12 protein-coding genes are annotated in these 12,417 nt (G+C 69.4%); 3 read left to right on the forward strand and 9 right to left on the reverse strand.

The window, feature by feature from the left end; translation table 11 throughout:
- The first annotated feature begins 2 nt into the window (after positions 1 to 2).
- On the forward strand, positions 3 to 677 hold the full coding sequence (locus tag AC5Y30_RS23805) for a methyltransferase family protein (protein ID WP_499921526.1): 675 nt from the start codon (positions 3 to 5) through the stop codon (positions 675 to 677).
- Positions 678 to 770: 93 nt separating this feature from the next.
- Here the strand turns inward: AC5Y30_RS23805 and glgC are convergent, their stop codons facing one another.
- A complete protein-coding gene (glgC, locus tag AC5Y30_RS23810; RefSeq protein WP_499921527.1) occupies positions 771 to 1,985 on the reverse strand; it encodes a glucose-1-phosphate adenylyltransferase in 1,215 nt (404 codons plus the stop codon).
- Positions 1,986 to 2,154: 169 nt separating this feature from the next.
- Here glgC and glgA point away from each other — a divergent pair, with 169 nt between their 5' ends.
- Positions 2,155 to 3,327 (forward strand): glycogen synthase, encoded by a 1,173-nt coding sequence (gene glgA / locus AC5Y30_RS23815; protein WP_499921529.1) that lies wholly within the window; start codon positions 2,155 to 2,157, stop codon positions 3,325 to 3,327.
- Between the two features lie 18 nt (positions 3,328 to 3,345).
- Here glgA and AC5Y30_RS23820 read toward each other — a convergent pair whose 3' ends face one another.
- The 7 genes from AC5Y30_RS23820 to log form a co-directional block, all read right to left on the reverse strand.
- Positions 3,346 to 3,519, reverse strand: coding sequence for a DUF3117 domain-containing protein (locus tag AC5Y30_RS23820; RefSeq protein WP_066995255.1), 174 nt, complete (start codon positions 3,517 to 3,519; stop codon positions 3,346 to 3,348).
- Positions 3,520 to 3,685: 166 nt separating this feature from the next.
- Entirely contained in the window at positions 3,686 to 4,267 is a 582-nt protein-coding gene (locus AC5Y30_RS23825) for a DNA-3-methyladenine glycosylase I (RefSeq protein ID WP_499921530.1), read from the reverse strand.
- Positions 4,264 to 4,620, reverse strand: a complete 357-nt coding sequence (locus AC5Y30_RS23830; protein ID WP_499921531.1) for a DivIVA domain-containing protein — start codon at positions 4,618 to 4,620, stop codon at positions 4,264 to 4,266. The genes AC5Y30_RS23825 and AC5Y30_RS23830 overlap by 4 nt, the downstream gene beginning before the upstream one ends.
- 59 nt (positions 4,621 to 4,679) lie before the next feature.
- Entirely contained in the window at positions 4,680 to 5,687 is a 1,008-nt protein-coding gene (locus AC5Y30_RS23835) for a glucosyl-3-phosphoglycerate synthase (protein WP_499921533.1), read from the reverse strand.
- A complete protein-coding gene (folP, locus tag AC5Y30_RS23840) occupies positions 5,684 to 6,508 on the reverse strand; it encodes a dihydropteroate synthase (protein WP_499921534.1) in 825 nt (274 codons plus the stop codon). Before folP ends, AC5Y30_RS23835 begins: the two co-directional genes overlap by 4 nt.
- Positions 6,509 to 6,710: 202 nt before the next feature.
- A complete protein-coding gene (gene fadD6, locus AC5Y30_RS23845; protein WP_499921535.1) occupies positions 6,711 to 8,489 on the reverse strand; it encodes a long-chain-acyl-CoA synthetase FadD6 in 1,779 nt (592 codons plus the stop codon).
- Positions 8,490 to 8,563: 74 nt separating this feature from the next.
- Positions 8,564 to 9,127 (reverse strand): cytokinin riboside 5'-monophosphate phosphoribohydrolase, encoded by a 564-nt coding sequence (gene log, locus AC5Y30_RS23850; RefSeq protein WP_499921536.1) that lies wholly within the window; start codon positions 9,125 to 9,127, stop codon positions 8,564 to 8,566.
- Between the two features lie 88 nt (positions 9,128 to 9,215).
- Here log and AC5Y30_RS23855 point away from each other — a divergent pair, with 88 nt between their 5' ends.
- Complete coding sequence (locus AC5Y30_RS23855) at positions 9,216 to 11,354, forward strand: AAA family ATPase (RefSeq protein ID WP_499921537.1); 2,139 nt, start codon at positions 9,216 to 9,218, stop codon at positions 11,352 to 11,354.
- Here the strand turns inward: AC5Y30_RS23855 and dapE are convergent.
- Complete coding sequence (dapE, locus tag AC5Y30_RS23860; RefSeq protein WP_499921539.1) at positions 11,339 to 12,403, reverse strand: succinyl-diaminopimelate desuccinylase; 1,065 nt, start codon at positions 12,401 to 12,403, stop codon at positions 11,339 to 11,341. The genes AC5Y30_RS23855 and dapE overlap by 16 nt on opposite strands.
- Between the last annotated feature and the right edge of the window lie 14 nt (positions 12,404 to 12,417).

Raw genomic sequence — 12,417 nt, forward strand, 5'->3', positions numbered from 1 at the left:
TGATGAAAACCGGCATCCGTATAGCGGCGTCATCGGTGTGGGGCATCCTCTCGCTGGCCCTGATCCTGCTACTGCCAGCCGGCACGCTGCACTACTGGCAGGCGTGGCTCTTTGTCGCCGTGTTCACGGCTGCGACGCTGATCCCCACCGTTTACCTGGCCCGGACCAATCCCGCGGCCCTGCAACGCCGCATGCGCGCGGGTCCGCGGGCGGAACCCCGGAAGGCGCAGAAGTTCATCATCACCGGCTCGTTTCTCGGCCTTTTCGCGACGATGGTGTTCAGCGCTCTCGATCATCGGTTCGGCTGGTCGTCGGTGCCTCCCCTGGTGTCATTGCTCGGCGACGTGCTGGTGGCGGCGGGCCTCGGCATCGCCATGCTGGTGATCGCCCAAAACAGTTATGCCGCAGCCACAGTCACGGTGGAAGCCGGCCAGACGGTCGCTTCCCGGGGCCTCTATCAGTTCGTCCGCCACCCGATGTACGTCGGGAACGTGACCATGATGATCGGTATCCCCTTGGCGCTGGGCTCTTATTGGGGTTTGCTCTTCGTCCCCGCGGGCGCCCTGGTGCTGGCGCTGCGCATCCTCGACGAGGAAAAGCTGCTCGTCCGGGAACTACCCGGATACCGCGAATACGCGCGGCGCGTGCGCTACCGGCTGGTGCCCTACCTCTGGTAGCCGCCGGATCAGCCGCCGAAGGCGTTCGCGCGCTGCGCTACGCGCTGCAAATCAACGTCTTTCGCGCCCGGATCAAATCGCATCGCCGGTGCGTTAGATCCAGACGCCCTTGCCCACCGCGACCACACCGCCGGCGCTGATCGCGAAGCGCTCCCGGTCCCTTTCCAGATCCACACCCACCATCTCGCCCGGCCCCACGACGACGTTCTTGTCCAGGATCGCGTGGCGCACCACCGCGCCGCGGCCGACCCGGGCGCCGGGCATGATCACGCTGCCCTCCACGATCGCTCCGTCGTCGACCACCACGTTGGACGAGAGCACTGAGTTGCGCACCGAGGCCGCCGAGATGATGCTGCCCGCGCCCACCACCGACTCCTGCGCGGAACCGCCGTTGACGAACTTGGCCGGCGCCAGGTTCTCCGACTCGCCGCGGATCGGCCAGCGCTTGTTGTACAGGTTGAACACGGGATGCACCGACACCAGGTCCATGTGGGCGTCGTAGAACGCGTCCAGCGTTCCCACGTCCCGCCAGTAGGCGCGGTCACGATCGGTGGCGCCGGGCACCTCGTTGTCGCTGAAGTCGTACACCGCGGCCATCCCGTCGTCGACCAGTCGCGGGATGATGTCGCCGCCCATGTCGTGGTCGGAGTGGTCGTCGTCGGCGTCCGCGCGGATCGCGTCGATGAGCACCTTGGTGGTGAAGATGTAATTGCCCATCGATACGAACGTCTGCTCGGGGTCGTCCGGGGTCCCCGGCGGATCCAATGGCTTTTCGATGAAATTGCGGATGCGGCCCGACTCGTCGGAGTCGATGCAGCCGAACGCGGTCGCTTCGCTGCGCGGCACCCGGATGCCGGCCACCGTCGCGCCGGCGCCGCTGTCGATGTGGAACCGGACCATCTGCTCGGGGTCCATCCGGTACACGTGGTCGGCACCGAAAACCACGATGTAGTCGGGGTCTTCGTCATAGATCAGGTTCAGCGATTGGTAGATCGCATCGGCCGAGCCGGTGTACCAGCGCGGGCCGAGCCGCTGCTGCGCGGGCACGGGAGTGATGTACTCGCCGGCCAGACCGGACAACCGCCAGTTCTGCGAGATGTGACGGTCCAGTGAATGCGACTTGTACTGGGTGAGAACGCAGATACGCAGATACCGGGCATTGACGAGGTTGGACAGGACGAAGTCGATCAGTCGGTAGGCCCCGCCGAAGGGAACTGCGGGCTTGGCGCGGTCCGCCGTCAGCGGGTACAGCCGCTTGCCCTCACCGCCGGCCAGGACGATGCCCAGCACGTGTGGCGCTTCCCTCATGGTTTCAAACCTATCGGCCGTTGCGGAGGGCTGCCAGGGGGACGGGGTGATTAACGACGTTCTGTGGGGCTGTCCGTCAAGGTATTTGGCTGCGCACACCGCGGAGAGCGCCCCACGGTGTGGCGAACCCGACTCGCGGCGGGCCCGGTCGCCGAACTACCGTTCGGGTATGCGGGTGGCCATGATGACGCGCGAGTACCCACCGGAGGTGTATGGCGGAGCGGGAGTACACGTCACCGAACTCGTCGCCCAGCTGCGCCGGCTCTGCGCGGTCGACGTGCACTGCATGGGAGCACCGCGTCCGGGCGTTCCGGGAGTGCACGTTTATGAGCCCGACGCGCGGCTGCGGGGCGCGAACCAGGCGGTGTCGACTCTGTCGGCCGACCTGATGATGGCCGATGCGGCGAAGGGGGCCAGCGTGGTGCATTCACACACCTGGTACACCGGCATGGCCGGGCATCTGGCCTCCCTTCTCTACGGCGTCCCGCACGTCTTGACCGCGCATTCGCTCGAGCCGCTGCGCCCGTGGAAGGCCGAGCAACTCGGTGGGGGTTACCGGATCTCGAGCTGGGTCGAGCAGACCGCGGTGCTGGCCGCGGACGCCGTCATCGCGGTCAGCGCCGCGATGCGCGAGGACGTTCTGCGTGTCTATCCCGCACTGGATCCCAGTGCCGTGCACGTCATCCGCAACGGCGTCGATACCGACGTCTGGTACCCGGCCGGGCCGGTTCGAACCGGATCGATGCTGAGTGAACTCGGCGTCGATCCGGCCCGGCCCATCGTGGTGTTCGTGGGCAGGATCACGAGGCAGAAGGGACTGGCGCACCTGGTGGCGGCCGCCCACCGATTCAGCCCGGAGGCGCAGGTGGTGTTGTGCGCCGGCGCTCCCGACACCCAGGAGATCGCCGACGAGATTCGCGACGCGGTGGCCGCCCTGGCCGCCGGCCGCACGGGGGTGTTCTGGATCCGGGAGATGCTGCCCATCCGGGATCTGCGCGAAATCCTCTCGGCGGCATCGGTTTTCGTGTGCCCTTCGGTGTACGAGCCGTTGGGCATCGTGAATCTGGAGGCGATGGCCTGCTCGACGGCGGTGGTGGCCTCCGATGTCGGTGGGATTCCGGAGGTGGTCGCCGACGGGATCACCGGGACGCTGGTGCATTACGGTCCCGACGACCCGCGGGACTATCAGGCCGGATTGGCCGATGCGGTCAACGAGTTGATCGCCGACAGGGAGAAAGCGCAACGCTACGGCGAGGCAGGACGCCAGCGCTGCGTCGAAGAGTTCTCCTGGGCCCACGTCGCCGAGCAGACCGTGGAGATCTATCGAAAGGTGTGTGCATAGCGCCGCCGGCGGCAGGCCCTAGGTGGAGCTTGTGACACCCTTGAGTTCGTCACCGAGGGCAGCGGCTTCGTCGGGCGTCAGCTCGACGACAAGTCGACCGCCTCCCTCAAGTGGTACTCGCATCACGATGCCGCGCCCCTCCTTGGTTGCTTCCAGAGGACCGTCTCCGGTCCGGGGCTTCATCGCCGCCATCGAGTGCTCCCTCCGGGTTCGAGCTGGCCCGCCCGTGCGGACCTGGTCGGCGCCGAGCATGCCCCGCCAGCGAAATTCAAGCCATGCCCGGCATCGAACTGCCTTATCACCCCCCCATTGTTCCCTATCCAGGTCGCCACTTGAACAAAGACCCGCATCTGTGTGCTCAACGGGCGGTTGCGGGCACCCAGCAATCACGAATGTGATCGTCGACCATCCCGGTCGCCTGCATCAGCGCATAGGCGGTGGTCGGGCCGACGAACCGAAACCCGCGCCGCTTGAGCTCACGGGCCATGGCCCTCGATTCGTCGGTGGCCGAGGGGATTTGGGACGGGTTGGCCGGGCGTGACCGCGGCGATGGCGCAAACGACCACAGCAGGTCCGCCAGATCCGCCGGACCGCCCAGCTCGGCGGCCGCGCGCGCGTTGGCGATCGTCGACTCGATCTTGGCGCGGTTGCGGACGATTCCCGGATCCGCCATCAGCCGCTCCACATCCGCATCGGAGTATTCAGCGACCGTGGTGATGTCGAAGTGGGCGAACGCGCGCCGGAAGTTCTCCCTTTTTCGCAGGATGATCAGCCAGGACAGGCCGCTTTGAAAGGCCTCCAGGCTCATCCGCTCGAACAACGAGACGCCGTCGCGCACCGGTTGGCCCCATTCGCGATCGTGGTAATCGCGATAGAGCTCGAAATCGGGTCCGGGCCGCGCGGTCGCCCAACCGCAGCGAACCAGTTTGTCTTCATTCACACTGAATCCTGACGATCCTCGCCGTCGTCTGGTTCCCCCGATTCGTCCTCGGTCTGGTGCCCCGCGCTCGACGCGTGCACAGCTTCGAGTTGTCCGCGCAGCGCCTCGAGCTCGCGCGCGAGCCGATCCAGCACCCAATCCACCTCGCTGGTCTTGTAACCGCGCAGGACCTGGGTGAACTTGACGGCGTCGACGTCGGAGCCGGTCACCCCGAACGCGGGGAGGACGGTGGCCGTCGTCCCCCGCGGCAGGGGCGGCAGCTGCTCGCCGCGACCGAACAACAGGCTGGCGGCGCCGAACAGCACGACCGCCACCAGCACCAGGACCACCAGGTACAGCAACACCAACGCCACGTGACCGATATTGCCCTACGCCGCCGACAGGGCGGCGGTCAGCGTGACCTCGCGCGCGGCTAACGCGGCCTGATCGCCTGCATCGGCGGTCGGTCCGCCAGCGACACCGGCGACGTGTGCTGTGTGTAGCCGTAGCCCTCGGGGCCGTCGGCCGTGAACTGCGTCAGCCCTACGCCCGAATCCGGGATCCCGCAACGCGACAGCAGGGTCGCGATGACCTGTCGGCTCATCACGCCAAGCTCGGCCAGCGGGCGGTTGCGGTGCGCGCGGACCCCCAGGTTGGCCTGGGCGATCGCGTCCAGCCCCAACCGGTCGAACGTGTCCACCAGCAGGCCGATTTCCACGCCGTAGCCCGGGGCGAACGGCACCGAGGTCAGCAGCTCGCGGGTGGCCGCGTATTCGCCGCCGAGCGGCTGCACGATGCAGCCCAGTTCCGGACGCAGGGCCGCGAGCAGCGGCCGGGCCACCAACTCGGTCACCCGCCCACCGCCGGTGGCACTCGCGTCGGTCGCCACGTCGCCGAGATCGGCGAGCTCGCTGCCGCGCAACGGCCGTCGATAGAAGCTCTTGACCAGGTGGATGCGGTCGTCGGTGAGCAGCGGAGCGACCAGCCAGGGCACGAACATCGGGTGCGGATCGATCAGGTCGGAGTCGACGAACACCACGATGTCGCCGCGGGTGGCCGCCAGCGAGCGCCACAGCGCCTCGCCCTTGCCGGGCCGGATCGACACTTCGGGCAGCGCCTGCTCGCGGCTGACGACGCGGGCGCCTGCGGCGACGGCGCGGATCTCGGTGTCGTCGGTGGAGCCGGAGTCCAGCACGATCAGCTCGTCGACCAGCCCATCGACCAGCGGTGAGATGCTCTCGATCACCGACTCGATGGTTTCTTCCTCGTCGAGGGCCGGCAGCACCACCGAGATGGTTCGCCCTGCCTTCGCGGCCTCCAGCTCGGCGATGGTCCAGCTCGGCCGGTTCCAGCTGCGGTCGGCCAGCCAGACGTCGCCGGGGCGTGCGGCGAGCATGCCGGCGTCGGCGACATGGCCGGCGACGAGGTCAGATGTCGTCATGCCAGGCCCCGCACGGTGCGCGCCGGCGGCCGGGTGCCCTGGATCGAGGCGACCATTTCCAGCACCCGCCGGGTGGCCGCGACCTCGTGTACCCGAAACATCCGGGCGCCGGCGGCCGCCGCCAGCGCGGTGGCCGCCAACGTCCCCTCGAGCCGCTCGGTCAATTCCACCCCCAGAGTCTCCCCGACGAAGTCCTTATTGCTCAAAGCCATCAGCACGGGCCACCCGGTCTCGACAAGATCGCTCACGTGGCGCAACAGCAGCAGCCCGTGGAAGGTGTTCTTGCCGAAGTCGTGGGTGGGGTCGATCAATACCCGATCACGGGCCACTCCGCACGCCACCGCCCGCTCGGCGGCCGCGGTGACCTGGGCGATGACGTCGTCGACCACGCCGCGTGTGGTGATTCCGTAACTCACCCGGAAGGGGCGCGTGCGCGGCAGCGCGTTGCCGGTGTGCGAGCACACCAGGCCCGCCCCGAACTCGGCGGCCACCTCCGGCAGCGCCGGGTCGATGCCGCCCCAGGTGTCGTTGATCAGATCCGCCCCGGCCGCGCAGGCCACCTTGGCCACCTCGGAACGCCAGGTATCGGCGCTGATCAGCTGGTCCGGGTAGGCGTCGCGCAGCCATTCGATGAACGGCACCAGCCGCGCGATCTCGGTGTCGGCATCGACCTCTTGACCGGGGCCGGCCTTGACACCGCCGACGTCGATGACGTCGGCGCCGTCGGCGACGGCCCGGTGCACGGCCGCCCTGGCAGCCTCGTCGCTGAAGGTCGCGCCCTTGTCGTAGAACGAGTCCGGGGTGCGGTTGATGATCGCCATGATCAGCGCACGATCGCCTGCGACCGGGCGGCCGCACAGAGTTGGACGGCCGGCTGGCGCCGGCGGTGTCGAGTGCACACGTATATGGTGCCCGGTCGCCGCGTCGCGCGCGGCCCGGGGGATCGAGTGTACGGCCAGGGCGCGCTGTCGCGGCGTGTCGTCGCCGCGAGCGCACGGGCGACGTCAGCGCAGGGGTCGCGCCCTACGGACGCTTGCCCTCGGCTACCTCGTCGGGATACTCGTCGTAAAAGGGCACGTAGCCCTTATCGCGCCCGGCCAGCACGTACAGCGGGTCCTTCACGTCGGAACCGTAGGCCTGCTCGCGCAGCTCCACCTTGCGGCTCTTGAAGGTCGTGGTCTGCTCGATGGACTCCACCACCCGCACGAACAGCGGCAGCGCGTAGGCAGGGAGCTGGTCGTACACGGCGCGGGCCAGCGACTGCCCGTCGAACTCGGCGCCCCCGCGCAGTTTGACCGCGGCCATGCCGGCGCGCCCGCCGGTGCGCGGAACCTCGACCCCGAAGACGGTGCAGTCCTCGACGGAGTCGTCGGACGCCAGCGCCGCCTCGACCTGCGTGGTGGCGACGTTCTCGCCCTTCCATCGGAAGGTGTCGCCGAGCCGGTCGACGAACGCGGCGTGGCCCATGCCCTGCGGGCTCATCACATCGCCGGTGTTGAACCAGCAGTCGCCCTCACGAAAGGCGTTGCGCACTAACTTCTTTTCGCTCGACTCCTGGTCGGTGTAGCCGTCGAAGGGCTGCAGCCGGTTGACCGGGCTGAGCAACAAACCGGGCTCGCCGGCCGGCACGCGGCGCACCCGCCCGTTGTCGTCGCGCAGCGGGGCGCCGGTGTCGGGGTCGTACTCGACGTAGGCCAGCGGCATCGGGAAGACGCCGGTGGAGCGGGGCACGTTGAAGACGTTGATGAACGCCGCGTTGCCCTCGCTGGAGGCGTAGAACTCGCAGACGCGCGCGATGCCGAATCGCTCGGTGAACTCGTCCCAGATCTCCGGGCGCAGCCCGTTTCCGGCGATCACGCGCACCTTGTGCGCGCGGTCGGTGGGTTTGGCCGGCTGGTTGAGCAGGTACCGGCACACCTCGCCGATGTAGATGAACGCGGTGGCCTTGTTGGCGATCACGTCGTCCCAGAACTTCGACGCCGAGAACGACTTGCCCAGCGCCAGCGTCGCCCCCGAATTGATCACCGACGACAACGCCACCGTCAGCGCGTTGTTGTGGTAGAGCGGCAGGCAGCAGTAGAGGGTGTCGGAACTCTTGAGCCGCAATCCGATACCGCCGAACGCCGCGAGCGCCTTGAGCCACCGCAGGTGCGTCATGACGCTGGCCTTGGGGAATCCCGTTGTGCCCGAAGTGAAGATGTAGAACGCGGTGTCCCTGGCGTGCACGGCCGACGCCGAGGCGGGATTGGTGGCGGGCGCGCTCAGCGCGAACCGCTCCAAGTCCTCGACGGTCAGCGTCTCGGTGCTGCCCGAGCCGCCGCACTCGGCCACGGCGCTGACCAGATCCGTCTCGGCGATGAGCACCTTGGCGTCCAGCAGACCGAGGCTGTGCGCGAGCACCTCGCCGCGTTGGTGGTAGTTGAGCATGCCGGCGACCGCGCCGCACTTGACCGCGGCCAGCATGGCCAACACGGTGTTGGGCGAGTTGCGCAGCATGATGGCGACGACATCGCCCTGACCGACGCCGCGCGCGGCCAGCACGGCGGCGTATCGGTTGGCGGCGGCGTTGGCGTCGCGGTAGGTCAGTTGCTGATCGCCCATCCGCAGGAAGATCCGGTCGCCGTAGCGGGCGGCCCGGTCGGCGAACACCGTGCCGATCGACTTCTTGGAGCCCGGCTGGGCCAGCAGCCCGGTCATCGCGCCACGCGCGATCACCGGCAGGTCGGCCAGCACGGCCGGCGCCCGGAATGCGATGTCGGTCAGTTTGACCGCCGTGCGCGCTCCACCGTCACGATCGGACACGTGATCCCCTCGATTCGTTTCCAAAGGCAAGCTCGGCGGACAGCCTAGTAGGGGTGGCAAACCCGTCGGCGGCCTCAGCCCGGTGCGCAGGCTTGCAGCGCCGCGCTCACCTTGTCGACCAGCACCAACCGGTCCATCGCCGCCTGGGAGACGTAGCCGCTGTCCAGCAAACCGCACAACCAGGTCCACAGCCCTTCGTAGTGGCCGAAGGGATCCAGCAGCACGATGGGTTTGTCGTGCAGACCGAGGAAGGCCGTCGTCCATGCGTCGAGCAACTCGTCGAGGGTGCCGATGCCACCGGGCAGCGCGATGAACGCGTCGGCGCGGTCTTCCATGGCCTGCTTGCGTTCGTGCATGGTGTCGCTGACGATCAGCTCGTCGGATTCCACGTCGGCGATCTCGCGGCGCATCAAGACCTTCGGGATGACGCCGACGGTTCGGCCGCCCCGGGCGCGCGCCGCGCTCGCCACCGCGCCCATCGCCGACACCCGGCCCCCGCCCCACACCAGCGTCCAGCCGCGCTCGGCGATCGCCTCACCGAGTTCCGCTGCGACTGAGAGCAATTCGGGATGTTCGGGGCCTGATGCGCAGTACACGCACACCGACCACTCGGCTGATGCATCGCGTTGGCCGGGCATATCCGCCAAAGGTAGACCAACCGCATCCGGGCCGTCATATCTGGGGCTTTCGCCTTGCCGCCCGGCTCTCGCACCATAAAATTCGGCGGTGCCGATTCGATGGAACGTCCCCCGACATGCGACGGCCTCAGAGCGGCTGGATGCGGCTCTGGCCGACGGGGCCCGGGGGGCGGTGGTGCTGGGGCCCGACGGCGTCGGCAAATCCACCCTGGCCCGGGTGGCCGCCGAGCGTTTCGCGGATCGGCACCCGAACACGCTCGTCCGTTGGGTCACCGGCACCCCGACCGAACGCGCGGTCCCGTTCGGGGCGTTCAGCCATCTGGTGCAGATCTCCGACATCGGCAAGCCGGCCGCACTGCTGCGGGCCGCCCGGGCGTCGCTGGGCGGTGACGACCTGTTGCTCGTCGTCGACGACGCCCACCACCTCGACGTGCTGTCGGCCACGCTGGTCTACCAGCTGGCGCGCGACGGCGCGGGACGGCTCATCGTCACCGCCCGCGCCGATCCCGCTCCCGAAGCGATCGCGGCGCTGTGGAACGACGGGCTGCTGACCCGGGTCGACATCGAGCCGCCCGCCGGGGCGACCGCGCCGGCGGAGATCGAGACCTTCCTCGACGAGCTTCCCGCCGCGGCGCGCTCGGTCCTGGATTATCTGGCGGTCGCGGAGCCGCTGACGGCCGCCGACTTGACCGCACTCGCCGGCGAAGGCGCGGTGCACGACGCGGTGACGTGGGGTGCCGCGGAGACCCGGGCGCGGGGCGGATCCTCCGACGACCCGGTCGTCTACACGGCCCACCCGCTGTTCGCCGAGCGGACGCGGGCCGGGCTCGACCCCGACGAGGCCCGGCAACGACGCACCGACCTCGTCCGGCTGCTGTCGCAGCGACCGTCCGAGCACCTCAGCGACCGGTTGCGGCTGGTGTCGCTGGCGCTGGACAGCGACACTCCCCCGCGCGTGACCGACGTCGTCGCCGCCGCCCAGCAGGCGCTGCGGCTGGGCGACCTGACGCTGGGCGAACGACTGGCCCGTTGGGCGCTGCTGCGGTCGGGCGGGTTATCGGCGCGGCTCGCGCTGGCGCATGCCCTGGGCTGGCAGGGCCGTGGCCGCGAAGCCGATTCGGTGCTGGCCGAGGTCGACTCCACCGCGCTGACCGAAGCGGCGCTGATGGACTGGGCCCTGCTGCGCGCGGCCAACCAGTTCTGGATGTTGAGCGAACCGGAGCGCGCCACCGCGTTCCTGCGGACGGTGCGCAACCGAGTCACCGACATCGGCCCGCGGACCACGCTCGACGCGCTCAGCGCGACCTTCGCGATGAACGCCGGCAATGTCGGGCATGCCGTAAAAGTCGCCGCCGAGGTCCTCGCGTCGCCGGCGGCCGATGACCAGGCGGTGGCCTGGGCGGCCAGCGCGGCCGCGTTGTGCGCGGCACGCGAGGGTCGATTCGACGACGTCGAGCCGCTGGCGCAGCGCGCCTTGACCGCCGAACACCCTGGGCTGCTGCGCTTCACGATCGGACTAGGCCAGACCACCGCTCTGTTGATGGCCGGGCGGCACGAGCAAGCCCGCCACGTCGCGCAGCAGTTCACCGACTTCGCCGAACTGCAACAGCCGGGCCGCGCCATCGGCGAGGTGCTGCTGGCGCATGCGCTCATCGCCGGTGGCGATTTCGCCTCTGCGGCAGCATTATTGGTCCCGGCAGCCGCCACCCTGGAGCGCACCGGTTACTCGTGGGGGCCGCTGTCGCTCACCCTGCTTGCCACCGCGCTGGCCCAGCAGGGCGACACCGCGGCCGCGGCAAAGGCATTGAGCAGGGCCGAATCTCGGCACGGAACCAAGTCGGCCCTGTTCGCGCCGGAGCTCGGTGTGGCGCGGGCTTGGCGGCTGGCCCTGGTACGGGACACGCACGGCGCGGTGACCGCCGCGCGTGACGCCGCCCGGATGGCCGAACGCGGCGGGCAGCGGGGTGCGGCGGTGCGGGTCTGGCACGAGGCCGTGCGGCTGGGCGACATCCGGGCCGCCGATCCCCTGGCTCGGCTCTGTGGTGAGATCGATTGTGTCGCAGGCAGACTCGCGTTGTCCCATGCCCGCGCGCTGGCCGCCGGCGACGACGCGGGGCTGCGGGCCGTGTCGGAAGAGCTGACGTCGATCGGCATGCACGCGGCCGCCGCCGACGCCGCCGCCCAGGCGCAGCGGTGTGCGGCGGGGGAGGCTCAGCCGCTCAGGTAGCCGCGCAGCACGTCCACCGCGGCGGTGATGTCGGCGACCGCGACCCGCTCGTCGCGCTTGTGCGCCAGGTTGGGATCACCGGGCCCGAAATTGACCGCCGGTATGCCCAATGCGGCGAACCGCGCCACGTCGGTCCAGCCGTATTTGGCCCGGACATTGCCACCCGCCGCTTCGACCAGGGCCTTGGCGGCGGGCTGGGAAAGTCCGGGCAGCGCGCCCGCCGCCGCATCGGTCTGTTCGATGTGCACGTCGAGCCCGGCGAACACGTCGTGCACGTGTTGCAGCGCGTCGGGCAGCGAACGGTCGGGCGCGAAACGGAAGTTGACCGTCACCGCGGCCGCGTCGGGAATGACGTTGCCCGCCACGCCGCCGTCGATGCGCACCGCCGACAGGCCCTCACGGTAGACGCAGCCGTCGATGTCGACGCTGCGCGCCTGGTACGCGGCAAGCCGCTCGAGCACAGCGCCGAGCTTGTGAATGGCGTTGTCTCCCAACCAGGATCGCGCCGAATGGGCGCGGGTCCCGGTGGCGCTGACCACCACGCGCAGCGTGCCCTGGCAGCCGGCCTCGATGTAGCCGCCGGTCGGCTCACCCAGGATGGCCACGTCGGCGGACAGCCAGTCCGGCAGCTCGCGTTCGATGCGGCCCAATCCGTTTGCGGCGGCCTCGATTTCCTCGCAGTCGTACATCACCAGCGTCAGATCGTGCACCGGGTCGGCCACGGTGGCGGCGAGATGCAGAAAGACCGCGTCGCCGGATTTCATGTCCGCCGTGCCGCAGCCGTACAGGTCACCGCCCTCGCGCCGGCTGGGCAGGTTTGCGGCCACCGGCACGGTGTCCAGGTGCCCCGCGAGCAGCACTCGCGACGGCCGCTGGTAGTGCGTGCGCGCCAGCACGGCATCGCCGTTGCGCATGATCTCGAACCCGGAGGTCTGGGCCCGCAGCGCGGCCTCGACCTCGTCGGCCAGCCGCGCTTCGTCCCGCGATTCGCTGGGGATGTCCACCAGCGCCGCGGTCAGCGCGATCGGATCGCCGCGTAAGTCCAGCACGGTCTTTAGGGTAG

It is taken from the genome of Mycobacterium sp. NGS27, from assembly GCF_059813005.1.

What these genes read in the sequence shown, in the direction of transcription:
- AC5Y30_RS23805 (WP_499921526.1), top strand. Translation starts at nt 3, where the DNA reads ATGAAAACCGGCATCCGTATAGCGGCGTCATCGGTGTGGGGCATCCTC.
- glgC (WP_499921527.1), bottom strand. Translation starts at nt 1,985, where the DNA reads ATGAGGGAAGCGCCACACGTGCTGGGCATCGTCCTGGCCGGCGGTGAG.
- glgA (WP_499921529.1), top strand. Translation starts at nt 2,155, where the DNA reads ATGCGGGTGGCCATGATGACGCGCGAGTACCCACCGGAGGTGTATGGC.
- AC5Y30_RS23820 (WP_066995255.1), bottom strand. Translation starts at nt 3,519, where the DNA reads ATGGCGGCGATGAAGCCCCGGACCGGAGACGGTCCTCTGGAAGCAACC.
- AC5Y30_RS23835 (WP_499921533.1), bottom strand. Translation starts at nt 5,687, where the DNA reads ATGACGACATCTGACCTCGTCGCCGGCCATGTCGCCGACGCCGGCATG.
- folP (WP_499921534.1), bottom strand. Translation starts at nt 6,508, where the DNA reads ATGGCGATCATCAACCGCACCCCGGACTCGTTCTACGACAAGGGCGCG.
- log (WP_499921536.1), bottom strand. Translation starts at nt 9,127, where the DNA reads ATGCCCGGCCAACGCGATGCATCAGCCGAGTGGTCGGTGTGCGTGTAC.